At 69.9% G+C, this 24,847-nt stretch carries 23 protein-coding genes; 9 read left to right on the forward strand and 14 right to left on the reverse strand.

Annotated elements, in window-relative coordinates:
• From mraY to mraZ, 8 genes are read right to left on the reverse strand one after another with little or no spacing between them, the layout of a single operon-like run.
• Complete coding sequence (mraY, locus tag FL344_RS07330; protein WP_141590725.1) at positions 1 to 1,179, reverse strand: phospho-N-acetylmuramoyl-pentapeptide-transferase; 1,179 nt, start codon at positions 1,177 to 1,179, stop codon at positions 1 to 3.
• Positions 1,179 to 2,579: a UDP-N-acetylmuramoyl-tripeptide--D-alanyl-D-alanine ligase gene (gene murF, locus FL344_RS07335; protein WP_011555562.1), complete on the reverse strand. Its 1,401-nt coding sequence runs from the start codon at positions 2,577 to 2,579 to the stop codon at positions 1,179 to 1,181. The genes mraY and murF overlap by 1 nt, the downstream gene beginning before the upstream one ends.
• Positions 2,580 to 2,623: 44 nt before the next feature.
• On the reverse strand, positions 2,624 to 4,147 hold the full coding sequence (locus tag FL344_RS07340; RefSeq protein ID WP_090490195.1) for a UDP-N-acetylmuramoyl-L-alanyl-D-glutamate--2,6-diaminopimelate ligase: 1,524 nt from the start codon (positions 4,145 to 4,147) through the stop codon (positions 2,624 to 2,626).
• Positions 4,148 to 4,198: 51 nt separating this feature from the next.
• On the reverse strand, positions 4,199 to 6,217 hold the full coding sequence (locus FL344_RS07345; protein WP_141590729.1) for a penicillin-binding protein: 2,019 nt from the start codon (positions 6,215 to 6,217) through the stop codon (positions 4,199 to 4,201).
• Entirely contained in the window at positions 6,214 to 6,633 is a 420-nt protein-coding gene (locus FL344_RS07350; protein WP_141590731.1) for a cell division protein FtsL, read from the reverse strand. Before FL344_RS07350 ends, FL344_RS07345 begins: the two co-directional genes overlap by 4 nt.
• Entirely contained in the window at positions 6,630 to 7,544 is a 915-nt protein-coding gene (rsmH, locus tag FL344_RS07355) for a 16S rRNA (cytosine(1402)-N(4))-methyltransferase RsmH (RefSeq protein WP_141618014.1), read from the reverse strand. The genes FL344_RS07350 and rsmH overlap by 4 nt, the downstream gene beginning before the upstream one ends.
• A gap of 6 nt (positions 7,545 to 7,550) precedes the next feature.
• Positions 7,551 to 7,937 carry an STAS domain-containing protein gene (locus FL344_RS07360; RefSeq protein ID WP_011555567.1) on the reverse strand — a complete coding sequence of 129 codons (387 nt, stop codon included), beginning with the start codon at positions 7,935 to 7,937 and terminating at the stop codon, positions 7,551 to 7,553.
• A gap of 46 nt (positions 7,938 to 7,983) precedes the next feature.
• Entirely contained in the window at positions 7,984 to 8,436 is a 453-nt protein-coding gene (mraZ, locus tag FL344_RS07365; protein ID WP_090490200.1) for a division/cell wall cluster transcriptional repressor MraZ, read from the reverse strand.
• A gap of 264 nt (positions 8,437 to 8,700) precedes the next feature.
• Here mraZ and FL344_RS07370 point away from each other — a divergent pair, with 264 nt between their 5' ends.
• A complete protein-coding gene (locus FL344_RS07370) occupies positions 8,701 to 9,411 on the forward strand; it encodes a PilZ domain-containing protein (RefSeq protein ID WP_026113772.1) in 711 nt (236 codons plus the stop codon).
• Between the two features lie 21 nt (positions 9,412 to 9,432).
• Here FL344_RS07370 and FL344_RS07375 read toward each other — a convergent pair whose 3' ends face one another.
• The 4 genes from FL344_RS07375 to FL344_RS07390 all read right to left on the reverse strand — a co-directional run bounded on the left by FL344_RS07375 (position 9,433) and on the right by FL344_RS07390 (position 13,420).
• Positions 9,433 to 11,238, reverse strand: coding sequence for an acyl-CoA dehydrogenase family protein (locus tag FL344_RS07375; protein WP_141618015.1), 1,806 nt, complete (start codon positions 11,236 to 11,238; stop codon positions 9,433 to 9,435).
• A gap of 225 nt (positions 11,239 to 11,463) precedes the next feature.
• Positions 11,464 to 11,817 carry a helix-turn-helix transcriptional regulator gene (locus FL344_RS07380; protein ID WP_141254383.1) on the reverse strand — a complete coding sequence of 118 codons (354 nt, stop codon included), beginning with the start codon at positions 11,815 to 11,817 and terminating at the stop codon, positions 11,464 to 11,466.
• Between the two features lie 8 nt (positions 11,818 to 11,825).
• Entirely contained in the window at positions 11,826 to 12,485 is a 660-nt protein-coding gene (locus tag FL344_RS07385; protein ID WP_141618016.1) for an SRPBCC family protein, read from the reverse strand.
• 110 nt (positions 12,486 to 12,595) lie between these two features.
• Complete coding sequence (locus FL344_RS07390) at positions 12,596 to 13,420, reverse strand: hypothetical protein (RefSeq protein ID WP_141618063.1); 825 nt, start codon at positions 13,418 to 13,420, stop codon at positions 12,596 to 12,598.
• A 324-nt stretch (positions 13,421 to 13,744) separates the two neighbouring features.
• Between FL344_RS07390 and FL344_RS07395 the strand changes: the two genes are divergently transcribed.
• From FL344_RS07395 to FL344_RS07420, 6 genes are all read left to right on the forward strand, one after another.
• Positions 13,745 to 16,078: a serine/threonine-protein kinase gene (locus tag FL344_RS07395; RefSeq protein ID WP_141618017.1), complete on the forward strand. Its 2,334-nt coding sequence runs from the start codon at positions 13,745 to 13,747 to the stop codon at positions 16,076 to 16,078.
• 88 nt (positions 16,079 to 16,166) lie between these two features.
• On the forward strand, positions 16,167 to 16,373 hold the full coding sequence (locus FL344_RS07400; protein ID WP_011555575.1) for a hypothetical protein: 207 nt from the start codon (positions 16,167 to 16,169) through the stop codon (positions 16,371 to 16,373).
• A gap of 82 nt (positions 16,374 to 16,455) precedes the next feature.
• The gene (locus tag FL344_RS07405; protein WP_141590747.1) at positions 16,456 to 17,409 is read left to right on the forward strand and encodes a CarD family transcriptional regulator; all 954 of its coding nucleotides are present in this window, start codon (positions 16,456 to 16,458) and stop codon (positions 17,407 to 17,409) included.
• A 58-nt stretch (positions 17,410 to 17,467) separates the two neighbouring features.
• Positions 17,468 to 17,980 carry a hypothetical protein gene (locus FL344_RS07410; protein ID WP_141618018.1) on the forward strand — a complete coding sequence of 171 codons (513 nt, stop codon included), beginning with the start codon at positions 17,468 to 17,470 and terminating at the stop codon, positions 17,978 to 17,980.
• Entirely contained in the window at positions 17,967 to 18,917 is a 951-nt protein-coding gene (locus FL344_RS07415; protein WP_141618019.1) for a hypothetical protein, read from the forward strand. The genes FL344_RS07410 and FL344_RS07415 overlap by 14 nt, the downstream gene beginning before the upstream one ends.
• Positions 18,914 to 20,764, forward strand: coding sequence for a glycosyltransferase family 39 protein (locus FL344_RS07420; protein WP_141618020.1), 1,851 nt, complete (start codon positions 18,914 to 18,916; stop codon positions 20,762 to 20,764). Before FL344_RS07415 ends, FL344_RS07420 begins: the two co-directional genes overlap by 4 nt.
• Positions 20,765 to 20,800: 36 nt before the next feature.
• Here FL344_RS07420 and FL344_RS07425 read toward each other — a convergent pair whose 3' ends face one another.
• Positions 20,801 to 21,742, reverse strand: a complete 942-nt coding sequence (locus FL344_RS07425) for a hypothetical protein (RefSeq protein ID WP_228564848.1) — start codon at positions 21,740 to 21,742, stop codon at positions 20,801 to 20,803.
• 193 nt (positions 21,743 to 21,935) lie between these two features.
• On the opposite strand from FL344_RS07425, the gene FL344_RS07430 reads away from it, so the two are divergent.
• Together FL344_RS07430 and FL344_RS07435 are read left to right on the forward strand one after the other, a co-directional pair.
• The gene (locus tag FL344_RS07430; RefSeq protein WP_141618022.1) at positions 21,936 to 22,814 is read left to right on the forward strand and encodes a hypothetical protein; all 879 of its coding nucleotides are present in this window, start codon (positions 21,936 to 21,938) and stop codon (positions 22,812 to 22,814) included.
• A gap of 203 nt (positions 22,815 to 23,017) precedes the next feature.
• Positions 23,018 to 23,593 (forward strand): hypothetical protein, encoded by a 576-nt coding sequence (locus tag FL344_RS07435; protein WP_228558009.1) that lies wholly within the window; start codon positions 23,018 to 23,020, stop codon positions 23,591 to 23,593.
• 51 nt (positions 23,594 to 23,644) lie between these two features.
• Here the strand turns inward: FL344_RS07435 and FL344_RS07440 are convergent, their stop codons facing one another.
• Positions 23,645 to 24,829 carry an iron-containing alcohol dehydrogenase gene (locus FL344_RS07440; protein ID WP_141618023.1) on the reverse strand — a complete coding sequence of 395 codons (1,185 nt, stop codon included), beginning with the start codon at positions 24,827 to 24,829 and terminating at the stop codon, positions 23,645 to 23,647.
• Positions 24,830 to 24,847: the final 18 nt, after the last annotated feature.

The raw sequence follows: 24,847 nt of genomic DNA on the forward strand, positions 1-24,847 counted from the left end.
TCAGCGGAGCTTCAGGGACAGGAGCGCCACGCCACCACAGAGGATGGAGACGATCCAGAAACGGACGATGATCTTCGGCTCGGCCATCCCTTTGAGCTCGAAGTGATGGTGCACCGGCGCCATCTTGAAGACGCGCTTGCCCGTCATCTTGAAGGACGTGACCTGAATCATCACGCTCAGGATTTCGGCGAAGAAGATGCCGTGGATGATGGCGGACACCACCTCGTTCTTGGACAGCATCGCCAGCCCGCCCAGCGCGCCGCCCAGGGCCAGCGAGCCGATGTCGCCCATGAAGACGGACGCCGGGTAGGTGTTGAACCACAGGAACGAGATGCCCGCGCCGACGATGGCCGCGCAGAACACCGCCAGCTCCGCGCCGCCCGGCACCTGGAGGACGCCCAGGTACTGGTACAGCGGCGTGGCCACCAGCTTCGACACGCCGCCCACCACCTCCGAGTCCGCGATGCTCAGCGTGGTGCCCGCCACGTAGCAGAGCACCGCGAAGGTGATGGCGGACACGATGGTGGGGACGATGGCCAGACCGTCCAGGCCGTCCGTGAGGTTCACCGCGTTGGACGTGCCCACGACGACAATCCACGCGAAGAAGACGTAGAACCAGCCCAGGTCCGGGTTGAACCAGCGCGTGGGGATGAAGGGCAGCGTCAGCTTGGTGTTGATGAGCAGCGTGGGGCCGAAGGAGCCGTCCGGCAGCGTCCACGTCGTCAGCAAGCCGAACACGGCGACGAGGAAGAAGAAGGTCTGCAGCGCCATCTTCTTGCGCCCGGCCAGGCCCTTGGAGTTGCGCTTGGACAGCTTGAGCCAGTCATCCAGGAAGCCGATGAAGCCGTAGCCCAGCGTCAGCAGCAGCATCACCCAGACGGCGCGGCTCTTCAGGTCCGCGAACAGCAGCGTGCCCGCCGCGATGCACAGCAGGATGAGCGCGCCGCCCATGGTGGGCGTGCCCTTCTTCTTCTGGTGCGAATCCGGCGTGTCCTCGCGCACGTTGCTCTGCCCGTGCTGCTTCAGCCGCAGCCGGGCGATGAGCTTGGGCCCGATGAGCATGCCCAGGAGGAGCGCGAAGACGCCCGCTGCGATGATGCGGAAGGTGGGGTAGCGCAGGAAGTTGAGTACGCGCCCCGCCTCGGAGTTCTGGATGACCTCGTAGAGGAGGTACAGCACTAGTGGTTTCCTCCGGGGGCGGCCGTGCCCGTCAGGGCGGCCACCACCCGCTCCAGCCGCATGCCGCGGCTGCCCTTCACCAGCACCACGTCACCCTCGCGAAGCCGCGGCGCCAACCACGCCATCAGCGGCTCCACGTCGGTGAAGTGGGCGGCGGATTCACCCATGGAAGCGGCCTCCCACCCCTTCAAGGAGCGGGGACCGAAAAATGCCGCCAGCGCCGCGTGCGAGGGAATCTGGCCGCCCAGGCGCGCGTGCTCCTCGAGCTCGCCCGGCCCCAGCTCCAGCATGTCCCCCAGCACCACCACGGCCCGGCCACTCGCGGGCACCAGCGTGCCCAGCGTCTCCAGCGCGGCGTCCATGGAGGCCGGGTTGGCGTTGTAGCAGTCGTCGATGACCGTCACGCCGTGCTGCCCGTCCACCACGTTGAGGCGCCGCGAGTACGGCCGCGCCGACTCCAGGCCGCGCACGCACTCCTCCGGCGTGTAGCCCAGCGCCAGCGCCACCGCGAAGGCCGCCGTCGCGTTCTGCGCGTTGTGTGGCCCCACGAAGTGCAGCCGCACCGGCCACTCGCGGCCCAGGTGCCGCACCGTGGCCACCATGCCCTCGCGGCCCAGCGTCTTCACGTCCGCCAGCCGCACGTCCGCGTGCTCCGCCCGGCCGAACGTCAGCCGCTGCGCTCCGCTGCGCTCCGCCTGCGCGGGGATGAGCGCGTCGTCCACGTTCACCACGATGGTGGTGCCGTGGCCCATCTCCTGGAACAGCTCGCCCTCCGCCGCCGCCACGCCCTCGATGCTGCCCAGCCCTTCCAGGTGCTCGGGCTGGACCACCGTGATGACGCCCGCGTCCGGCTGGACGACGCGCGCCAGCCGCTCGATTTCCCCCGGCTGGTTCATCCCCACTTCGATGACCGCCGCGACGTGGCGCGGCTCCAGCCGGAAGAGCGTCAGCGGGACGCCAATCTCGTTGTTGAGGTTGCCCTCGGTCTTCAGCGCCGGCCCGCGCGTGGCCAGGATGGCGCCCACCATCTCCTTGGTGGTCGTCTTCCCGTTGGAGCCACCCACCGCGCACACCGGAATCCGGAAGCGCTGACGGTGGTGCCGTCCCAGCGCGCCCAGGGCCCGCAGGGTGTCATCCACTTCATAGAGCGTCAGCCCGTCGGGCAGCGCGGGCAACGGGCGCCCGCGTGCCACCACCGCGCCAGCCGCCCCGCCCTTCGCCGCGGCGTCCACGAAAGCGTGGGCGTCGAAGCGCTCACCCACCAGGGCCACGAAGAGGCACCCGGGGGTGAGTGCCCGCGTGTCGGTACAGACGGTAGCGTAGGCGGCCGGGGCCGGGCCGCCACGCCGGGTCGCCCCGGTCGCCTGCACCACCTCTTCGTCGCTGAAGGAAGCTGCCATGGTGTGAGAGATGGGCGGGTCGACGGGGCTTGGGAGGCTCGGGCTCAGCCAGCGATGCGGTTGGCCAGCGCCTTCGCGGCCACCTGCCGGTCGTCGAACACGAGCTTCTCCTCGCCGACCTGCTGGTACGTCTCGTGGCCCTTGCCCGCGATGAGGACGACGTCGTCCGCGGACGCCAGGCTGATGGCCTGCTCGATGGCCGCGCGGCGGTCCGCGTCGACCAGGTAGCCCTTCTCACCGCTCTTCGCCTTGCCGGCGGAGATGCGGCGCAGGCCGCTCTTCTCGATGCCCGCGGTCACCTGGGAGATGATCTCCTCCGGGTCCTCGGTGCGGGGGTTGTCGCTGGTGATGACGGCCAGGTCGGCGCCCTCACCCGCCACCGCGCCCATCAGCGGACGCTTGCCCTTGTCGCGGTCCCCGCCGCAGCCGAACACCGCGATGACGCGGCCCTTGGCCAGCGAGCGCGCCGCCTCGATGGAGCGCTTGAGCGCGTCATCCGTGTGCGCGTAGTCCACCAGCACCGCGGGGGCGCCAGACGGACCGTAGTTCTCCACGCGCTCCATGCGGCCGGCCACCGGCATCATCCGCTCGATGCCTTCCTGCACGTCGCGCCGCGCGAAGCCCGCGCCCAGGCCAATGCCCACCGCCAGGAGGATGTTCTCCAGGTTGTGGGGCCCCAGGAGCTTGCTCTTGAGTGGGATGTCACCGGCGGGCGTCTTCAGCACGCCCTTGATGCCCTGGAGCGAGAAGCTCACGTCGGCCGCGGAAATCTCCCCGGAGCCCTGACGGCTGAACTTCCACGCCATGCGCTTCTGGCCGCGCTGCTCGTTGTAGATGCGGCTGGCGTAGGTGTCGTCGCCGTTCACCACCGCCACGCCCGTGGCGGACAGGTTCTCCGCGAAGAGCTTCCGCTTGGACTGGAAGTAGTCCTCCATGTCCTTGTGGTAGTCGAGGTGGTCGCGGCTCAGGTTGGAGAAGCCCGCGGCCTTGAAGGTCAGCCCGTGCACGCGCTCCTGCGCGAGCGCATGGCTGGACACCTCCATGATGACCGTCTCCACGCCCGCCTCCACCATCTCCCGGAGGATGCGGTGCAGCTCCAGCGGATCCGGCGTGGTGTTGGCGCACTCCACCGTGCGGCCAGCGAACTTGTAGCCCAGCGTCCCGATGACACCGGTGGACGCGTACGCCGCGGTGCTCATGGCCTCCAGCAGGTAGCTGGTGGTCGTCTTCCCGTTCGTACCGGTGATGCCCAGCAACGTCAGCTGGTCCGCCGGGCGGCCGTAGAAGTTGGCCGCGATGAGCGCCAGCGCCTTTCGAGCGCTGCTCACCTTGAAGAAGGGCACCTGAGAGGACGGCACCGGCTTCTCCGACACCACCGCCACGGCGCCACGGGACACGGCCTCACCGATGAACTGGGCCCCATCCTCCTTCGTGCCAGGAATGGCGACGAACAGGTCTCCCGGCTTCACGCGCCGCGAGTCCTGCGTCACACCGGTGACGTCAACCGCGGAACGGCCGCCCGAGGTCTGCTCGGCACCACATCCTGCGAGGACATCCGTCAGCTTCATCTCTTCCCCTTCACACGCATTGCAAGAGCGGGGCCTGGAGCGGACGCGGCCTTATTGCCGCGCGGCGAGCTCCAGCGTCACCCGGGCCCCCTTCTCCACCAGTGAACCGGCGGCGGGGGTTTGAGATACCACGCGTCCACTGCCCAATACCTGTGGCTCCAGCGCCGCGGCGAGCAGCTTCACCACGGCCTCACGTCCTACTTCTCCCTGAAGGTCCGGCACACGTACCGTGCCGGGTTCAGGGGTCTCCGTCACCGCGTCCGCCAGTGCCGTCCGGGCGGCACCGGAGGCATTCGCCCCCGGCTTCGCCGCGGCAGGCGCGGGGGACTCGGCGGCCACGGCCACCTCGGGTGCCACCGTCCGGGACGGGGGCACGGCCAGGTGAGCCATGGCGGCGGTCGCAATCTCCTTGAAAGCAGGGGCAGCCACGGTCCCCCCGTATACGTCCGTCTTGGGTTCGTCCACTACGACAAGAATCACTGCTCGCGGAGACTCGGCCGGTACCACCCCGACAAAGGAGGCGATCCGCTTGTCCGAATACCCCCGCGCCACCGGGTCTGCCTTCTGTGCGGTGCCCGTCTTTCCGGCCACCCGGTAGTCCTCCATGGCGGCCTTGAGGGCCGTTCCTCCCTTGGCCACCACGCTTTCGAGCATGCCCACGACCTGCCGGGCAACCTTCGCGGAGACCGCCCTGCGCAGTTCCGTGGGACGGTTTTCCAGCAGAACGACACCGTCCGGGTCCACCACCTTCGACACCAGATAGGGCCGCATCAGCACCCCATCGTTGGCCAGCGCACCATATGCGGCCGCAATCTGCACCGCCGTGGCCGTCATCCCCTGTCCAAAGGACTGGGTGGCCAGGGAGACTTCCGCCTTCGGGAACGGCAGGACGCCGCGCCCCTCGCCCGGCAGGGACAGGCCGGTGCGCTCGGCGAAGCCGAAGGCCCGGTAGCCCTTCACGAAATTCTCCCGTCCCATGGCCTGGGCAATCTTCGCCATGCAGATGTTGGAGGACTTCTGAAGGATGCCCTGCGGGGTGAGCCAGCCGTAGGAATGGGTGTCGTTGATGGTGTGGCGGCCGACCCGCCAGGCGCCATTCTCACAGAAGAAGAGGCTGTCGGCGGTGATGGCCTTCTCTTCCATCGCCGCGGCCACCACGAAGGCCTTCAGCGTGGAGCCCGGCTCGAAGGTGTCCAGGGCGGCGCGGTTGCGCATGCCCGAGCGCGAGCTGGACTCCGGCGTGTTGGGGTTGAAGCGCGGGTGGTTGGCGACGGCGAGCAGCTCGCCCGTGCGCGGATCCAACACCACCGCCATGCCGGCCACGGCCTTGGCGTCCTCCACCGCACGGCTGAGCGCCTTCTCCGCGACGTACTGGAGGTGGCGGTCCAACGTGAGGGTGACGGCGGCGCCCTGCCGCTGGAGCGGATCCAACGCGCCCTGCACCAGCAGCTTGCGGCCCTTGGCGTCACGGAAGCCGGAGGTGGAGGAGTTCTGTCCGGACAGCTCGTCCTGGAAGGCCAGCTCCAGGCCCTCCAGGCCGCGGCCGTCCATGCCCACCGTGCCCACCACGTGGGCGCCCAGCTCGCGCTGGGGGTAGAAGCGCTTGGGCTCCTTGGAGAAGCCCACGCCCGGCAGCGCCAGCGCCTTCACCGCGGCGACCTCGGCGGGCTTGGCCTGGCGCTTCACCCAGGCGAAGCGCCTGGCCCGGGCCAGGCGCGCGCCCAGCTCGTCCGAGTCCATCTTCAGCGCCTTGGCCAGCGCCCGGGACGCGGCCTTCACGTCGGGCAGCATGGAGGGGTCCACCCAGATGGAGTCCACCTCCACGCTCTGGGCCAGCGGCGTGCCGCGCCGGTCGAAGATGTCGCCACGGCGGGCTGGAATCTCGATGTGCCGGACGTACTGGTCCTGCGCCATGCCGCGCAGCTTCTCCTGCTCGAAGACCTGGAGCTGCACCGCACGACCAAAGGCGACGCCGAGCAGCATCAGGAACAGCCCGAACAGCAGCCGTACCCGCAGCTTCAGCCACTTCGCGTTGGGCTCGGGAGCCCGCGCCGCCTTGAAATCCCTCACCGACCCGCTCCGGCGCGGCCCGCCACGCGGACGGTGGGCTGCGTGGCGTCCGGGGACTCCGCGCGCGCGCCGCTGCCACGCGCCGGCTTGTCCGCCGACAGCGACACCACGGCGCCGCCGCGCGGCATGGCCATGTTCAACTGCTCGCGCGCCACGCGCTCCAGCCGGCCCGGCGCCTTGAGCGTGGCCAGCTCCAGCTTCAGCCGGTCATTCTCGCGCGTGAGGATGCGGCTCTCCGCCTCTTCGCGCGACAGGCGGTAGCCCATGTCCACCACCAGCACCCGGCTGGAGACGTGCAGGATGCCCACCGCCGCGAAGAGGGCGAAGAGGCACACGGCCGGCAACAGGTGCAGCAGCACGCCGCCCACCGTCACGGAAGAACGCAACGCCGACACCCGGGAGTGCACCTTGCTCATCGGAGTTTCTCCACCACGCGCAGATGCGCGCTGCGTGAACGGGGATTGGCCTCGACCTCCGCCTCGGAGGCGGCCACGGCCTTCTTCGTCACCAGGGCAAAATCCCCCACCCCGCTGCATACGCACACGGGCAGGCCCGGCGGACAGGTGCAGCGCCCCGCGAGCGCGCGGAACGCCTCCTTCACCTTCCGGTCCTCCAGGGAGTGGAAGGCGATGACGGCGGCGCGGCCCCCCACCTTGAGGAGCCCGGGGATGGCGGCCAGCAGCGCGTCCAGCGCCTCCAACTCGCCGTTGACGGCCATGCGCAGCGCCTGGAAGGTCCGGGTGGCCACGTGGATGCGGTTGGGCCACGCCTTGCGCGGCACCGCCCGCTTCACGACCTCCGCGGCCTCCAGCGTGCGCGTGGGCAGGGCCTTCTTCAGCTCGCGGGCAATGGGCCGCGCGAAGGGCTCTTCACCGTAGTCCTTGAGGATGCGGACCAGCTCGCGCTCATCCGTGGTGGCGATCAGCTCCGCCGCCGTCAGGCCGTCCGGCCCCATGCGCATGTCCAGCGGGCCGTCCTTGGAGAAGGAGAAGCCGCGCTCGGCCACGTCCAACTGCGGAGACGACACGCCCAGGTCCACCAGCACGCCATCCACGGGCAGCAGGTCCGCGGCGACGCGGGGCAGCTCGGCGAAATTGCCGGCGCGGCCCTGGAAGCGCGGGTTCGCGCCCAGGCGCGCGGTGGCCGCGGCGAGCGCCACCGGATCCCGGTCCACGCCGACCACCGTGGCGCCCGAGGCCAGCAGCGCCTCCGAGTGGCCACCGCCACCCAGCGTCCCGTCAATGATGACCCGCCCATCCGCCGGCTGGAGCAGCGCCACTGCTTCCCGCAGGAGGACGGTCTGGTGCTGGAAGTCCGAAGCCGTCACGGGCCGTCAGACGAAGGGTGCCCGCGCCAGCGCGAAGGCGGCTCGGGCATCGTTCATGTGCGGGTAGATTTCGAAACAGTCGTGCGCGCCGGCCGCGCGGAAGATGGCGGCCAAGTACGGCGACAGTCCGGACAGCTTCACGTCCCCGCCGGCGCGGCGGAAGGCATCCGTGCGCGCCATCAGCGGCTTGACGCCGCGGTAGTTCAGGTGCCCCACGTCCCCGAAGTCCAGCACCACCTGACGCGTGCCGCGTTGCAGCTTGCGGCCCAGGTCGTCGCACAGCTCGAGCAGGTCCTGCTCGCTCAGCTCGCCCTCCAGCATGAGCGTCTCGACACGGCCGGCGGCAATCGCCGCGCCCGCCAACCCTGGCCGAACCTCCAGAACCTGGTTCATACGCTTGCCACCCTCCCGGTACTTCGGGGTCCTGTCGACTTTCCCGTCACGCTTGCCGCAGCTCGGCGAGCACCTTCATCACGTCCGCGGAGGTCGCTTCCTGGCGCGCTTCTTCCTGCGCCTTCGCCCACCCCTCGCGGCTCCACAACTCGATGACCTTCACCATCCCCGCCCACACCACGTCCTTCTCCAGCCCCGCATAGGAGCGGAGCGTCGGAGGGATGAGCAGGCGCCCCAGCTTGTCCAGCGGGCACTCCTGCGCGCTGGCCACGTACAAGCGCATCAGCGTCTTCACCCCAGGCTCCATCGGGTTGCGCTTGGCCAACGACAGCTCCAGCGCTTCCCACTCCCGCACCGGGTAGGCGTGGAGGCATCGGTCGAGCGCCGTCGTGAGGATGAGCCTCTCGTCGTAGGCGCCCACCAGCGTGTCCCGGAGCTTCGCCGGGAGGCTCGTCCGCCCCTTCGCGTCGATCTGGTGCTCATAGACGCCTCGGAACACTCGGGACGATCCACCTTTTCAGCCCGCTGAGGGATGAACCTCCACTCCTTCCCACTCCTTGCCACTTCCGGGCGGCATACATACGCGCCCCACCTGGGGGGGTCAAGAAACCGCAACAGGTTGAAACAGCGGTTTGTCCGCGCCGGACGTCCGGAAAGGTCGTCACACCTGGAAGGTCCAGTGGTTGGCGCCGTACGACGCCCTACCTATTGCGCTGGGGTAAACTTGAGTTCCCCCCTGACCCAGGCGCAAAGTGTCAGTCGCGTGAACACGAACGTTCGGCTGAAGGTGGCCTACAAGACGCCGCAGTCCCTGGTGGGGGAGTACACGCGCAGTGTCGGACTGGGGGGCGTCACCCTGGAGACGCGCCGCAGCCTGCCGCTGGGGACCCGCTTCACCTTCGAACTCCATGCGGGCGGTGTGCCTCGGCCCGTGGAAGTGCTGGGGGAAGTGGTCCAGGTCGTCCCACACGAGGAGTCCCAGCGCTTCCTCCTCACCGTCCGCTACGGGGTCGGAGAAGACCGCAGCGCGTTGGACGCCATCCTCCAGCGCATCTACTCCGCGGACGAACACTCCGGCCTGCGCCGCTTCCCACGGCTGCCCCTGTACCTGCGCGCCGTCGAGGCGGCCCCCCTGTCCCCGGGCTTCGTCGTCCGGGACATCTCCCGGGGCGGCGTGGGCCTGGAGGTGCAGGCCCCTTCCCTGCCGCGCCAGGTGAAGGTGGGCACGCCCTTCCTGCTGGAGATGGACTTCCGGGAGGGGCCCATGATGCTGCACGGCGAGGTGGTGTGGACCTCCACGGTGCCCCGGAAGAACTCGGGGACGGTGGCGCCGGGCTTCGGCGCCACCTTCGGCCGGCTCCGGCCGGACATGCAGCAGCGGCTGGAGGGGCTGTTGTCCCTGGCCACGCTGCCGCCCGTCCCCTGGAAGGCCCGGGTGAGCTTCGGCATGGAGGCCGTCGCGCGGATGCCGTGACGGCCCGGAGGCCCCCGCGGGCTACACCGCGCCCAGGGGGTAGCCGCCCGCGGACTCCAGGGCCGCCACCACGGTCTCCCGCAGCGCCGCCGGGTCATACGGCGTGAAGACGTCCAGCGTGCCCAGGCGCTCGAGCTCCTGGTCGAGCGCGCCCCCCTTCAACGTGGCGCACAGCGCGCGGCGCGTCCTGTCGTAGGCGCGGGGGATGGCGTCCAGCGCGTAGAGCTGCGTCATCGCCACCCGCACCGGGTCCAACGCGCCGGACGTGGCGGCCTGGCGCGTGCGCGTCACCATGGAGTCCAGCGCGAAGGCGTCCATCACCACGTCCGACAGGGCCGCGAGCACCTCCTGGTGCTGCTCCAGTTCCGGGCCGAACGTCTCCGCCGCCACGCGCAGGCCGTGGAGCGCCAGGTGCTTGGCGGCCTCGGCGGCGACCTCCTGCGGGGCCAGGGCGTCCTGCACGCGCGCACGGGGCCGCTCGCCCCGGGACAGCTCCTCCGCCACGTTGCCGGCCATGGCGAACAGCGGCAGGTCGCCCTTCACCGCGCGCTTGAGGAGCATGCCGGTGATGAGCATGCGGTTGATTTCGTTGGTGCCCTCGAAGATGCGGTTGATGCGCGCGTCGCGGTACGAGCGCTCCACCGGGTACTCCTCGATGTAGCCCGCGCCGCCGTGGAGCTGGACGGCGTCATCCACGAGGTGGCCGAAGGACTCCGAGCCGTGCACCTTCATGATGGAGGACTCGATGGCGTACTCCTCCACCGCCTCCAGGAGACGCGCCTCGTAGTCCGGTGCGTCCTTGTCCCCCTGCCCCAGGCGCGCGTCCACGAGCCCGGCGGTGCGGTACGTCATGCTCTCCACCGCGTAGACGAGCGCGGCCATGCGGGCCAGCTTCTCGCGTGACAGCGGGAACTGGACGATGGGCGCGTTGAACTGCTTGCGCTCCTGCGTGAAGCGCAGCGCGTTCTGGAGCTGGAGCTTCATGCCCCCCAGCACGCCCGCGCCCAGCTTGAGGCGGCCGTAGTTGAGGATGTTGAAGGCAATCTTGTGGCCCTTGCCCACCTCGCCCAGCTGGTTCTCCACCGGGACGCGCGCGTCCTCGAAGTAGAGCGGGCACGTGGAGGAGCCGCGGATGCCCATCTTGTGCTCCTCCGGCCCCACGGTGAGGCCGGGCGTGTCCTTCTCCACGATGAAGCCGGTGAACTTGTCCCCGTCCACCTTGGCGAAGACGACGAACACGTCCGCGAAGGCCGCGTTGGTGATGTAGAGCTTGGAGCCGTTGAGAATCCAGTGCTTGCCGTCGGGGGATAGGACTGCCTTCGTCTTCGCGCCCAGCGCGTCACTGCCGCTGCCCTGCTCCGTGAGCGCGTAGGCCGCCACCCACTCCCCCGTGGCCAGCTTCGGCAGGTACTTCGCCTTCTGCGCGGCGTTGCCGAACCAGACGATGGGCAACGTCCCGATGCCGGTGTGCGCGCCGAACGTCACCGACCAGGAGCCGTTGAGGCTCATGGCCTCCGCCAGCAGCAGCGACGTCGTCTTGTCCAGGCCGGTGCCGCCGTAGGCCTCGGGGATGTCCACGCTCAGCAGGCCCAGCTCACCGGCCTGTCGCAGCAACTGGCGCAGGAGCGCGTTGTCCTTGGCCTCGATTCGCTCGGACAGGGGGAGCACCTGCTCGCGGGAGAACTGGAGCGCCGTCTTGAAGAAGAGGCGCTGCTCCTCCGTGAAGGTCTCCGGCGTGAGGATGCGGGCCGAGCCCACCTCCTCGAAGAGGAACGCCCCCCCGGGAGCAAGCCCCTGCTGCGAAGTGGCCTTGGATGCGACATCCATGAGTATCCCTCCAGCGGGCGAGCGCACCCCGCCCTGGGGCCTGAATCTAATCCTCCGGCTGGAAGTCGCCCGCGAAGGCCCGGCGAGTCCTCGCCAGGCCACTGCCCTGCTTCGCTTCAGATGAAGTCCGCTGTCCGGCAGGCAGCGCCTTCCCGCAAGCGAAGGGGCGAGCGGTGCCCTTCAAGTCAGCCGAAGCAGGCGGTCCTGGACACCGCGCACGCCTGGCTACGGACCGCCGCCCTCGGTGTCGGCCTTGGCCCGAGCCCGCTTGCCCCGCGCCACCTCGGTGGCGAGCGCCTCCAGGCGCGGTGTCCAGAACACGCGGAACTGCTCCAGCCACGCGTCGACCTGCTGCAACGGCGCCGGGTCGACGCGATAGAGGCGGCGGGTCCCTTCGGCGCGAACCTCCGCGAAGCCGCTGTCGCGCAGCACCTTCAGGTGTTGGCTGACCGCCGGCTGACTGATGCCGAACTCCGCCTGGATGGACTCGGTCACCTCGCCAGAGGGGCGTTCCCCCTCGGCCAGGAGCTCGAGGATCCGTCTGCGCACCGGTTCACCCAGGACGTCGAAGGCATGCATCGTGGCTATCAGGTCCCCGGATGCCGCACGTCGGGCGGCGGCGCTCCAGTATAGAAGGCCGTCGTCCGCGCCGCGCGTGCCTTCGCCGCCGCAGCGTCCTCTCCCCGCGTCACATCCGCCTGGCCCCAGCCCTCGCTGCTGGCCGTGATGAACGCCTTGCCTTCTGCCGAGGTCGTCCAGGATTCCACCGCCGCGCTGTCGACAGCGGCGCCGCCGGACTCCAGGTGCATGCCCAGGCCCATCAGCCCCAGCTCCCAGCCGACGCCAGTCGCCCCAGGGCCGTAGTCGTCCCAGAAGGGGCTCACATGGGCCATGTGCTCCAGCCGCAGCCGGGTGCCACCGCCAGGCGCGTTGGCCAGGATGACCTCCAACCAGCTCACCGTCCCTCCGAACTCCCACGTCAACTCCAGGTGCCGCGGAGCCTCGCAACGGGTGACCGTGCCGCTGGCATTGCCCTTGAGCTCGTAACGCCCACCCAGCTTCAGGTCGCCGGACACCGGAAGGAACCAGCGGGGGATGCGCTCGGGGTTGGTCAGCGCGTCCCAGAGGTCCTCCACCGTCGTGTCGTAATCGCGCGTGGCGACGACGACCCGTGCGGGCTTGCCCTCATGCTCACGGCTCTCCACCTCCCGCACGACGGCCCCCAGGTACCGCTTCACATCCATCATGTCGCCTCCATGAATAAGCGTGGGCTTATATAAACGGCGACTTATCGAAGATGTCAACGCTCAAGGCGATGACACGAGAGCGCGGCCACGGTGGACTCCACACAGCGGGTTCACCCTCCGTCCGGGGCCTTGTGCGGCGTGGGGTAGACGAAGCACAGGGTGTCGAACAGCGGCTCACCCGGCGCGGTGAAGTTTCCACCGAGCGCCCGCGCCGCCTGCGCCACCTCCGTGCCGAACGAGGGCACGAGGCAGATGTCCTCGGACGTCTTGAAGCGCCCCTTGAGCAAGCCCAGGCCGCGGCGGAGCGTGACGATGTCCTGCCGCCCCGCCCGCACCGGCACCGAGGGTCCATTCGGATCCGGCCCCGGCAACTTGCCCACGCTGGTGGTCAGCTCGAAGCCGTCCGCGCGCATGATGATGCGCAGCTTGCCCGGCGCGACCTCCTCCAGCCACGCACGGAAGCCCGCTTCGTCCCGCAGCACCACGGGATAGGCCACGGGCCCATCCGGGTGCGCCAGCCACACGGACTCCGCCGAGTCCCGCAGCACGGTGAACAGCTCCGACGTCTGCACCAGGAACGTGTCCGCGTCCGGAACCACCAACACCGCGTGCCCTTTCACGCGCTGCGCCAGCCGCGCGGCGTCATCCGGGCGCGCCGGCTCGAAGGTCTCCTCGCCCACGCGCACGCGCTCCCCCGCCAGCGCCACCCGGAGCGCGGAGGCCGGAAGCGGCTCACCCTGGATGGGGCCCGCCACCTCCACTTCGGATGGCGGCGCGGGTCGGGGTGCGTCCGGAGCCGCTTCGCCCGGCACGGCGAGCGAGGGCAAGGGCTCGGGCTTCAATGACTTGAGCGGCTCGGCCTGCTTCTCCTCCCGACAGCCGGCGCCCACCACGACGAGCAGCACCAGGGCGAGCGCCTGGGTGGCCGCATACATGCCCCGCACCGTCCTCACGTGGCGCTCCCCCCAAATGGCCGCCATCCAACGTCGCTGGTGATGACGCATCGATACATGGCTCGCCGAGCGGGCATCCTTCGGCGCCCGACCCTGGCCCCCGGCACCCACCACACCTCGGGCACCGCCGTGACGGTGGATGTCACGAAACATAGGAAGAGGCGCACCCACCATCGAATCACAGTCAACGGATTTTTCCCGTCATGGCGTTTTACCTACCCCATGATACATTCAGGTGGCCCTGCCAAGACAGCACGGGCCCCCTTGGCGCAGCGGCCACCTGCACCCGAAGGAGCCGGAACGAACGTGCAGCAGCTTTCCGAAGGGCTTCATTTCGGTAAATACAAGCTGCTCGAGCGCATCGCGACGGGCGGGATGGCGGAGATCTACCGCGCTCGGATGACAGCGGCGGCGGGTGTCACCAAGCCGGTGGTCATCAAGAAAATCCTCCCGGGCTATGCGGGCAACAGCGCCTTCCTGTCGATGTTCGTCAACGAGGCCCGCATCGCCGCGGGGCTGAGCCACGGCAACATCGCCCAGGTCTTCGACTTCGGCGAGGTGGACGGCGAGTACTTCATCGCCATGGAGTGGGTGGACGGCCGCACCCTGTCGAGCGTCATGCGGCGCGCGCGGGAGAAGGGCATGTACACCCTGCCCCAGCCGCTGGCGCTGCTCATCGCCGTGGAGATGCTGGAAGGGCTGGGCTACGCGCACACGCGGCTGGATGAACGCGGCCGACCGCTCCACATCGTCCACCGCGACGTCAGCCCGCAGAACGTGCTGCTCAGCTACGAAGGCCAGGTGAAGCTGGTCGACTTCGGCATCGCGCGGGCGCGGCTTGCCGGCAGCGCCGAGCCGGTGGAGCACGACCTCAAGGGCAAGTACACCTACTTCGCGCCGGAGCAGGTCCGCGGGCGCGAGCCCGACGCGCGCTCGGACATCTTCGCCGCGGGCATCGTCATCTACGAGATGCTGTGCGGCCGCCTCCCTTTCGAAGGGAAGATGCCGGACGTGCTGCGCAAGCTCGCCCTGGGCGACTTCCCGCGGCCCCGCGACCTCAACCCAGGCATCCCCACCGCGCTGGAGCGCATCCTGCTCACCGCGCTGGCCGTGGAGCGCGAGCAGCGCTACGCCACCGCGGAGGCCTTCGCCGAGGCCCTCACACGCCACCTCCACACGGCCGCGCCCGACGTGTCCTCCAGCGCGCGCGCCCACTTCATGGGCTACCTCTTCGAAGCGGAGCTGGTGGGCGAAGGCCGCCCCGTGCTGCTGCCCCGCGAGTTCCTCGCGCAGATGGCCCGGTGGACCCAGTCCCCCCTGGAGCGCCGCGCCCTCCGGGAGATGGCGCCGCCCGTCCGCGAGCCGCCGGGTGATGAGGAGGAGGAGCGGACCCCCATCGCCGAGTTCGAGCTGCCCCCCGCCCAGGCCTCCGCGCCCGTCGAAGGGCGGATGGAGCGCACCACGCTGCCGCTCCCCGCGCTGCCCGGCCCCGGAGCGCCGCCCGAGCCCGGTGTCCCGCCCCTGGATGCCGCGGCATCGCGGACGATGGGCATGCCCCGGGCCGTCACCCTGGGCGCGCCCATCATCGTGGCACTGACAGCCACGCTGGCCCTGCTGGTGTCGAACAGCACAGGCACCTTCTCCGTGGAGCTGAGTTCCTCCCCTCCAGGCGCCGCCATCCGGGTGAACGGCCAGCAACAGACCGCGCGCACCCCCGCCCTGCTCACGCAGCTCCCCGCGGACGCGGAACACCTGCTGGAGGTCCAGGTCCCGGGCATGGTGGCGTGGAGCCAGACGGTGCGCGCCGAGCGCGGCACCACCCTGGCCGTCCATGCCCGCCTGCTCCCCAAGCGGATTCAAGGCCCCGCCCAGCAGCCACACCGCGCCCCGCCTCCTCATGAGGTGCGGATGCCCGCCGGGCAGATGGCCCTGTCCAGCGTGGTGCACGCCTTCCGCGTGCCCTACCTCTCCACCGCGCAGATGCGGCTGGACCCGTCGCGCACCTACAGCGTCCGGGTGGAGGGCTGGGCCTCGCTGGGGCATGCCAGCATGGTGGAGCACGCCGGGTACTTCCTGGAGGGTGACGCGCGTCTGGCGGCACGCGAGTCCTTCGGCGTGCTGGACGGCGAGGAGCGACTGGTGCGCCACGCCTCGCGCCTCCACGTCTTCCTGCTGGACGCGAACCGCACGGACAACCACGGCACGCTGATGGTCCGCGTGCGCGAATGGGACAACGACGGCGCCGTCACCACCCTGCGGGTGGACGCCCGGACACACGCGGTGAAGCTGTCGCGCGTCGACCGCTTCCTGCTGCGCGGGCTGGAGCCGGACACGCACTACGACGTCGTGTTGCGGGACACCGCTGAGTCCGCGCGCACACGGGGCTTCGACGGGGGACCGGTGGGCCGCGTGCTGGGCCTGTACGGCGCCGGCGAGGGCCCGGAGACCGCGTCCGGCCTGCTGACGCTGCTGGAGGTGGGCCGTCCCCTGCGCCTGCGGGGCGCCACCTGGTTGCAGCTCGCGTTCCCCGACGACCACCTGGCCGACAACACCGGCAGCCTGGTGCTGGAGGTCTCGCCCGTGGCGGCGCCCGGCACCTCGCCCGCCCCCTCACCAGGGCCTCCCGCTACCACCCGGTAACGGGCCGCTACAGCGGTGCAGCGACCTGTTGCTGAAAAGTTGATCACCGGAGGCTGCCCCCTACCCTGGGCGCCACGGAGGACTCACCATGAAGAAGCTGGTGGCGGTGGCCGTGTTCGGCCTGATGGGAACCCTGGGGATGGCCGCGCGCGTGGACGCCCGGCCGGGAGTGGACGGGATGGAGCCAACGGATGCACAGGTCGAGGCGGCGCTGGACGCGCGGCAGAAGCTGGTGCTGGGCAACCTCCTCAGGGTTCAGCAAACGGACGCACGTACGGCGGCAATCCACCGGTAAACTCGTGGCGTCCGACGTGGCTCGGTGCTAAGCCCGGGCCTGTTCCGACGTTCAGCCCACCAACCTCACCCGTGAGGGGGACATGCCTGAAGGGTCCGCGTCACTCCAGCTCGCGGTTGGCGACCGGGTCGTCTATCCGAACCAGGGGGTCTGCCGCGTCTCCGCCATCGATATGAAGGAAGTGGCGGGACAGAAGCTCACCTTCGTCACGATGCGCCGCGAAGAAGATGGCGCCGTCGTGATGGTCCCCGAGGGCAAGGTGCTCGCCATCGGCGTGCGCAAGGTCGCATCCGCCGAGGACGTGGAGGCCATCTTCACCTTCCTCCGCTCGGACAGCGACAAGGCCGACCTCGACTGGAAGCAACGAGCCCGCACCAACCTGGACCGGATGACCCAAGGCGGCATCATGGGCCTGGCCGAGGTGGTGAAGGGGCTCCAGGTTCTCAGTGAGCTGCGCCCGTTGCCGACCAAGGAGCGCGAGCTCTACGACAATGCCCGGCACCTGCTGGTGACGGAGGTCGCCGCCGCGCTGGGCACCGCCGAGGTCAACGCCGAGGACGCCATCGACATCGTCCTCTTCCCGCCCGGCCGCGAGCGCCCCAAGCGCACCGCCGCCGAGTTCCAGCGCGAGGAAGGCGACCTGGACCTGGACAGCGACCTGCTGGGCCTGGACAGCGACCTGGACCTGCCGTCCGACGAGGAGCCCTCCGAGCCGTCCGAGGAGGAGTCCAGCGAGGAAGGCGAGTCCGAGGAGGCCGCGGCCTCCGAGGAGAGCGCTCCCAAGAAGCGTGGCCGTCCGCCCAAGCCCAAGCCGGAGGCCACGGCCGAGGGCGCCGAGCCCCCTGCTCCGAAGAAGCGCGGCCGTCCGCCCAAGCCCAAGCCGGAAGCCACGGCAGAGGGCGCCGAGCCCCCTGCTCCGAAGAAGCGCGGCCGTCCGCCCAAGCCCAAGCCGCCCGAGGCGGAAGGCGCCGCGCCCGCCGCGCCGAAGAAGCGCGGCCGTCCGCCCAAGGTCAAGCCGCCCGAGGGTGAGAGCTGACAGCCCCATGGACCGACGGGCCCCTGCACATGGGGCCCTTCCGCCGAGGTGACGCCCCGTGATTCGCGTCGTGACGCTGGACCCCTTCGACGACAAGCAGCTCGCGAAGTTCAACCGCACGCTCTACACGGCGTTCGGCGTGGGCAGTGAGCACTCCGACAGCTTGGAGGTGCCCGCGGGCATGTCCGAGCCGCTGGATGCGGAGAAGCTGATTGATGAGGTGAAAGGCATCCGTTCCTACAAGGACGACAAGGTGCTGCTCCTCACCACGCGCAAGCTGAAGGACCGCGAGCTTCCCAGCGGCGTGGCGCCCACGGCGGGCTTCGCGCGCCAGGGGAAGGACCGCGCCATCCTCACCATCGCGCCGCACAAGGATTTGGAGAGCGCCTTCAAGGCCGTCTCCCGCCACGCGCTCCACCAGCTGGGGCACCTCTGGGAGCTGCACCACTGCCTGGACCCGCGCTGCTCGATGTACCCGCCCTGGACGCCGTCCTTCGCCCAGGGTGAAGCCATCTTCTGCACCTTCTGCCGCGAAAAGAGCGAGCAGAAGATTCGCCTTGCGAAGTCCTAGCATCACGCGCGCGCTGCCCCTCGTGGAGTTGGGGGGGCTGCTCCTGGTCGCGTTCCTGTGCCTGCTCTTCCACCTGCGCCTGCCCGGCCGCCTTCCGTCGGAGGCGGACTACCGCGCGGTGGCGGAGCGCCTCCAGGCGGAAGCCCAGCCCGGCGACGCGGTGCTGCTCTTCCCGTGGTGGACGGAGCGCGCCCGCATCTTCGTCCCCTCCACCCTGCCGGTGTACGGCTACCTGGGCTCGGACCAGGATGACTTGTCCGCGCACCCACGGGTCTGGGTGCTGGGCCAGCCGGAGCTGCCCCGCTCGGACGAGGCGGGCTTCCTCGAAACCTTCCTGCGTGGCCGCCGCGCGATGGGCGCCACGTCGAGGCATGGCACGCTGACGCTGGCGCTCTATGAGAACGGCCGGCACCGGCCCCGGCGCTTCACCGCCACGGAGGCCTATGCGCGCGCCCGCGTGTACCTGGAGCAGCCGGATGGCACGCGCCGCGACTGTCCCTTCGACGGCAAGGTGCACCGCTGCCCCGGGCCCTCGCACCTGTACGTGGCGCCGGAGTGGCACGAAATCCTCTACGAGCCGCGGCGCTGCCTGTGGATGCACGCGCCGGGCGGCAAGCAGCGGCTGGTGGCGGAGCTGGACGGCGTCCCCGGTGGCCTGGGCCTGCGCCTGGAGGGCGGCATCATCTTCGAGCACGCCTTCCCCAAGGATTCTCGCTTTTCCACCACGCACCTGGGCGTGGATGACGCGGCGAGCGGCGCGCGGCTGCTGTCGCTGGCGATACCGCCGGGCCTGGAGGGCGTGCAGAAGGCGGAGGCCCGGCTTCCCGAGGGCGCGCCACACACGGTGAAGGTCTGGGTGCAGGCGGACAACGCGGACCGGCGGCAGGTGTGCCTGGACGTGCTGGCCGTGGAGCCCGAAGTGGGAGTGCGGGGATGATGCAAGGACGCGCCCCCACGCGCGACGAGAAGTCCCTGGCCTGGGCCCTCTGGGTGCTGGCCTTCGCGGCGCTGTGGCTGACGGAGTCCGCGGTGGGCTACACGCGCGACGAAAGCGTCTACTTCATCGCGGCGGAGGGCTACTCGAGCTGGTTCCGGCAGCTCTTTCAGTCACCGGCCCGGGCGCTGACGGACGCGGCCATCGTGCGCGCGTGGGACTACAACCACGAGCACCCGGTGCTGATGAAGACGCTGTTCGGCCTGAGCCACCTGCTCTTCCACACGGAGCTGGGATGGGTACGTTCGGCGACGGCGTTCCGCATCCCCGCCTTCGCCATGGCGGCGCTGATTCCCGCGCTGTCCTTCCTGCTGGGCAGCGCCATGTACGGCCGCCTCGCGGGGCTGTTCGCCGCCTTCGCCTTCATGCTGGTGCCGCGGCAGTACTTCAACGCGGAGATGGCGTGCTTCGACGTCCCCGTGGCCGCCATGTGGCTGCTCGTCGTGTACTGCTTCTGGCGCGCCATGGAGGACGTGCGCTGGGGCCTGTGGTGCGGCGTGGCCTTTGGCCTGACGCTGGCCACCAAGCACAACGCGCTGTTCCTCCCCTTCGTGCTCACGCCCTTCGCGCTGTGGCGCGCATACAGCGCCAGCGAGGGTCAGCCGGAGGCCCGCGCCTGGCTGGGCCGCTTCGTGGGCGTGTTCACGGCGGTGGCCGTGTTCTACGGCCTGCTGGTGCTGTCGTTGGGCGGCGGTGAGGGCTTCCAGCGGAAGTTCCTGCTGCTCAGTCCGCACACGCTGCTGTTCGCCGGGCTCGCGGTGGGCGGCGCCTGGGTGCTCAAGGGCGTGGACAAGGTGAACGCCCAGGTGACGCGCGCGCTGGTGCCCATCGCCGCCATGGCGGTGCTGGGGCCCGTCATCTTCTACCTGCACTGGCCCTACCTGTGGCACCAGCCGGTGGACCGCACCGCGTGGTACCTGGCCTTCCACGCCAAGCACAACCACTACGCCTGGTTCTATCTGAACCAGTTGCTGCGCGAGCCGCCCTTCCCGCTCGCCTACGTCGTCGTGAAGACAGCGCTGACGGTGCCCACCAGCCTCTTCGTCCCCATGGTGACGGGCCTGGCGGCGCTGGTGGCGCGCATGGTGCTGGGGGCCTTCACGCGGACGCGCGCGTGGGTGGAGCGCCCGGTGACGATGACGGAGGCGCTGGTGTGCGTGAACGCGGTGGCGTCCATCCTCATCATCAGCCACCCGCAGGTGCCGCACTTCGGCGGGGTGAAGCACTGGTTCCCGTCCATGGTGTTCCTGGGCATCCTCGCGGGCGCCGCGGTGGCCCGGGGCTGCACGGCGCTGTGGGAGCGGCTGAAGATGAAGTGGCCCTCATTGCCGCAGGCCGTGGTGGCCGTGCCGGTGTTCGCCGTGCTGCTGGCCCCCGCGCTGGTGTACTCGGTGCGCGTGTTCCCCTACGGGACGGCGGCGTACTCGGAGCTGGCGGGAGGGCTGCCGGGCGCGGCCACGCTGGGCATGCAGCGCCAGTTCTGGTCCAGCCACGTCACCGGCGTGCTGCCGTGGATCAACGCGAACGCGAAGCAGGGCGCACGCCTGTTCCTGCACGAAGTGCACGGCGGCTCGTTCCGCGACTACCAGCGCAACGGCATGTTGCGGAAGGACCTGCGCGCGGTGGGCAGTCCGGCGGACGCGGACATCGTCGCGTACCAGTACCACCAGGAGTTCCGCGAGCACGAGTTCCTCACGTGGCAGGCCTTCGGCACGCGCACGCCGGCGACGGGCCTCTACCTGGATGAGACGCCCCAGGTGGTCGTCTACGTCCGGCCGGAGACGCGGTAGCCCTTCGAGGCCACCGCGTCCGCCGGGACGCGGGGCTCAGGTGTCGCCGCCGCTGCTCCCCGCCTTCTTGCTGAAGTTCATCAAGTGGGCGGCCCCGCGCAGGAGTTCCGCGTCACTGAGCGGCGCCACCTGTTCCTTCAGCTGCTTGTACTCGCTCTGGGTGACCTTGGGCCGGTCCCCGTCGATGCGCTGCTGGAAGAAAGGCTGGTCGGGGAAGTCCTTGTGGAAGAAGCGCTGGTCCACGTACTCGGCGCGCTGCGTGCCCGGGCGCATGGCGAACTTCGTGTCCACGATGACGTCCGGGTTGCCGGAGATGGCCTTGTCCGGAGGAATCATGGCCGTGTTCGCGCCATGGGACGCCGAGGCCAGGTTGTTGGGCGACTGCGTCTTCTTGCCCCCCTCGCCGTGGCCCATGCCGTGGAGGATTTCGTAGTCCGTTCGCGGCTCCGCCGTGCCGAGCTTCTGCTGGTACTTCGTGGAGCTCGTCTCCCCGCCGGTCATCTTCCCGAAGACCTGGGTGTGCTCGCCCTTGTCGCGGTCCGGCACCGCGGTCTGCACCTGCTGCGGCCCCAGGCCCCTGGGGTCGAGCGGCCCCGAGGCGAAGATGCCCTTCTTGCTCGCCGCCTGGCTCCCGTAGTGCGCCAGCATGTTCAGGTTGTCATTGGGACCGTCCTTCTCCGTCCGGAGCGCCTCCATGTTGGCCGGACGCGCCGCGTGCGTATCCTGGAGTCCCGCCGCCTGCGACTGCTTGAAGAGGTCCGCATTGGAGGGGCGTGGCCCTCCTGTCGCCGCCGCGCGCTGGGGCCGCGTCCTCACCGGCCCACTGTCAAAGCCATCCGTCGGAGACGGCGTGCGATTCGAGGACGAAGCCGATGGAGACGGCGAGGCCGACGTCTTCGGCGGGGGCTTGGGGTACGGCGAGTAGCGGTTCGAGGAGGAAGTGCTGGGTTTGAGGCTTCGGGAGCCGACTTTCTTCATGGAGAACTCCTTCGGGGGGGGGGGAGGAATTGAATCCAAATCCCTGGCGCCGTCGAGCCTGTCCCCCAGAAAGGCTACCCAGCGGGCGGCGGCGAAAGGAATGTGTCTATCATTGACCATTTCCGCTGCCCGCCGACAAGCCCGCACAGCCGCTCGCTTGCTTTCTCAAATCCTGTCGAATTCCCATCTCAAGATGCGAATCCCACTCCATGCCTTCATCGCAGCAACGCTCGTGACCTCGGCTTGTGGAGGCGAGGCACCGTCCTCCGCCGATTCCAGTCCGGACGAGGCCCTCGCTTCACGGGAGCAGCCGGCGTTCTCCGGCGTGAATGGCACCTACTGTCTGGTCAGCCCCTACAACTGCAAGCTGCAAGCGTCTGGTGGAAACCGCGTCCCCACCAACGCGCCCGAGGACGACAACTGGGGTCTGGTGACAGGCGTTCCCATCCGGGACGGCCATGGCACGGTGGTAGGCACCAACATGCGAACGAGCGCGGCCTTCAACTATGGCCAGACGCGCACCTTCGCGGGTGAGCTGCATGCCTTCGCGGTGTCGACGTCCAACTCCAGCGCCGGGTGGCTGCCCATCTCCAGCATCCTGGGGAGGACTTCCTTCGAGCAGAAGGTCGGCCACGTCTCCGCGCTGGGCGCGGGCCTGGGCAACCTGGGCTGCTACGCCGTGCGCGACTGGCACGACACCACGCTCGAATTCAAGAAGGTCGTCTACGACAGCACGGCGACACACGAGCGGGCCGGGGACTACCTGCCGTTGGTGCGCGCCAATGGTCTGCGCTCGGTGAACCTGGTCTTCAACGTGCCGGGCTTCGGGCTGGGCGGCCCCGCGGTGGACCACTTCCCTGCGGGGACGAAGTTCCAGCGCCTGGACGTCCCCACCGAGCACGGCGTGCCGTCCATCGACATTCCTCTATGGGTCCAGGACAGCGCGGGACGCTACCGTCAGCAGTCCGGCACCATGAAATTCCTCTACGGATACGTCATCGCCGCCACGGGAACGAAGCGCAACGGGTGGATGGCCTATGACGCCCTCCAGGTCAGCTCCGGCTGTCCCTGAGCCCCGTCAGGAGCGCGACCACGTCGCGCGCGGAGGACATGACGCCGTGCATGCGCGCGCCCGCCCGGTTGCGGTGTGCACTGGCGGTCGTTGCAGCTGGCGCGACCTGTCACAGGACAACCCCTGACCTCCCCTCAGGACGAAGCTCCGAAGTAGGCTGGAGGGTGGCAGGTGAAGGCTCTTCCACACCCCGGGAGGGACACATGAGGCGCTGGACTGGGTTGTTGGCGGTGGCCGCGCTGAGTGGCGCGGCTTGTGACGGGAAGAAGTCGACGGACAGGCCCACGCGGGCCGAGCTGCGGAAGACGGGCGGAGCCACGGTGGAGGTCATCCCCTCCGACGGCCAGCTTCCCTACTGCATGCTGTACACGGTGTCCGAGAAGGGCGTCATCCGGCAGCTCACGCTGACGCGGGAGAACCGCTCCATCCGCTGTGATGCGAACAAGCCCGTGGCGCACACGAGCTTCCGCATCCCCGTGCAGGAGGGGAAGGTCCGCATGTACATCTTCTTCTCCGACGACCGCATCCCCGCGGGCCCGGTGGCGCAGCAGCTCTACGAGCTTCGGAGCCAGGAGCGCATCAACGCCATGGACCTGCGCTTGCCCGGCCGCGTGTTCGTGGAGACGTTGGAGTTCACCCCCGAGGAAGGCGGCACGCCCGTGACGGGCACCGTGGTGGGCGCGGGAGGCGACACCGAACCGGAGGGCACGGGTGCCCCGGTGCTGTCGGATGGTGGCACCGAGGGCGGCGGCATGGGCGCCATGGACGAAGCGCCCTGAGCCATGAAGCGGCGCGCCGGGGGAATCTCCCCTCCCCCGGCGTGCGTCGGCTCAGTAGGCCTCGCGCGCCAGGGCCAGCAGGTCCGCCTGCGACACCTTCCGCGGGTTGCTCAGGTGCGAGGCATCCTGGAAGGCCTTCTCGGCAATCCGCTCCAGGTCCTTCTCCTGGACGCCCGCGTCGCGCAGCCGCGAGGGAATGCCCACCGCCGCGTTGAGCTTGCGCACCCGGTCGATGGCGTTGCCCGCGAGCACCTCTTCGCGCGCCTGCGTTGTGTCCCCCAGCGCCACCGCGACCCGGGCCAGCCGCGCCGTGCAGACCGCGCGGTTGAACTCCATCACCACGGGCAGGACGATGGCGTTCGCCAAGCCGTGGTGCACGTTGGACACGGGCGTGAGCGCGTGGGCCAGCGCGTGGCAGGCCCCCAGACCCTTCTGGAAGGCCATGGCGCCCTCCATCGCCGCCACCATCATGTCCGTGCGTGCGGCCAGGTCCTTGCCGTCGCGCACCGCCGTCTCCAGCGAGCGACCCACGCGGTGGATGCCGTCAATGGCCACCGCGTCCGCCAGCGGGTGGAAGCCATTGGCCAGGTAGGCCTCCAGGCAGTGGGTGAAGGCATCCATGCCCGTGGCCGCGGTGATGCCCGGCGGCAGCCCCAGCGTCAGCTCCGGGTCGCAGATGGCGGCGCGCGGCAGCAGGTGCGGACTGAAGATGACCGTCTTGCGGCCCGTGTCCTCCAGCGTCACCACGCCCGAGCGCCCCACCTCCGAGCCGGTGCCCGCGGTGGTGGGAATCGCGATGAGCGGCGGCAGGTCGTCGCGCACGTACTGGTCGCCGCCCTTCGCGTCGTCGTAGCGGCTGAGCGGCGGCTCGTGCGTGGTGAGGAGCTGAATCAGCTTGCCCGCGTCCAGGGCGCTGCCGCCCCCCAGCGCGACGATGCCATCGCAGGAGTGGCTCCGGTACGCCTCCAGGCCCGCGAAGACGTCGCGCTCGGTGGGGTTGGGCTCCACGCGGTCGAAGACTTCACAGGCCAGCCCCGCCGTCTTGAGCACGTCCGCCACGCGCGCGGCCAGCCCCGCCTTCACCACGCCCGCGTCCGTCACCAGCAGCGGGCGCTGGATGCCCAGACGCTGGGCCTGCGCGGGCAGGCGCAGCAGCGCGCCGGCGCCGAAGACGATGCGCGTGGGCCACGCCATCTCGGTGACGCGCGGCTCGGAGGGAATGTCGAACGGCTTCATGGCGGCTGCCTCATTTGC

This window comes from Myxococcus sp. AB036A (genome assembly GCF_006547355.1).
GTDB classification, from domain to species: domain Bacteria; phylum Myxococcota; class Myxococcia; order Myxococcales; family Myxococcaceae; genus Myxococcus; species Myxococcus virescens.

Bases quoted from the DNA above. Each gene is read 5' to 3' on its own strand.
- murF (WP_011555562.1), bottom strand. From the start codon at position 2,579: ATGGCAGCTTCCTTCAGCGACGAAGAGGTGGTGCAGGCGACCGGGGCG.
- FL344_RS07340 (WP_090490195.1), bottom strand. From the start codon at position 4,147: ATGAAGCTGACGGATGTCCTCGCAGGATGTGGTGCCGAGCAGACCTCG.
- FL344_RS07350 (WP_141590731.1), bottom strand. From the start codon at position 6,633: ATGAGCAAGGTGCACTCCCGGGTGTCGGCGTTGCGTTCTTCCGTGACG.
- FL344_RS07360 (WP_011555567.1), bottom strand. From the start codon at position 7,937: ATGAACCAGGTTCTGGAGGTTCGGCCAGGGTTGGCGGGCGCGGCGATT.
- FL344_RS07375 (WP_141618015.1), bottom strand. From the start codon at position 11,238: ATGGATGTCGCATCCAAGGCCACTTCGCAGCAGGGGCTTGCTCCCGGG.
- FL344_RS07380 (WP_141254383.1), bottom strand. From the start codon at position 11,817: ATGCATGCCTTCGACGTCCTGGGTGAACCGGTGCGCAGACGGATCCTC.
- FL344_RS07385 (WP_141618016.1), bottom strand. From the start codon at position 12,485: ATGATGGATGTGAAGCGGTACCTGGGGGCCGTCGTGCGGGAGGTGGAG.
- FL344_RS07390 (WP_141618063.1), bottom strand. From the start codon at position 13,420: ATGTATGCGGCCACCCAGGCGCTCGCCCTGGTGCTGCTCGTCGTGGTG.
- FL344_RS07400 (WP_011555575.1), top strand. From the start codon at position 16,167: ATGAAGAAGCTGGTGGCGGTGGCCGTGTTCGGCCTGATGGGAACCCTG.
- FL344_RS07405 (WP_141590747.1), top strand. From the start codon at position 16,456: ATGCCTGAAGGGTCCGCGTCACTCCAGCTCGCGGTTGGCGACCGGGTC.
- FL344_RS07420 (WP_141618020.1), top strand. From the start codon at position 18,914: ATGATGCAAGGACGCGCCCCCACGCGCGACGAGAAGTCCCTGGCCTGG.
- FL344_RS07425 (WP_228564848.1), bottom strand. From the start codon at position 21,742: ATGAAGAAAGTCGGCTCCCGAAGCCTCAAACCCAGCACTTCCTCCTCG.
- FL344_RS07430 (WP_141618022.1), top strand. From the start codon at position 21,936: ATGCGAATCCCACTCCATGCCTTCATCGCAGCAACGCTCGTGACCTCG.
- FL344_RS07435 (WP_228558009.1), top strand. From the start codon at position 23,018: ATGAGGCGCTGGACTGGGTTGTTGGCGGTGGCCGCGCTGAGTGGCGCG.
- FL344_RS07440 (WP_141618023.1), bottom strand. From the start codon at position 24,829: ATGAAGCCGTTCGACATTCCCTCCGAGCCGCGCGTCACCGAGATGGCG.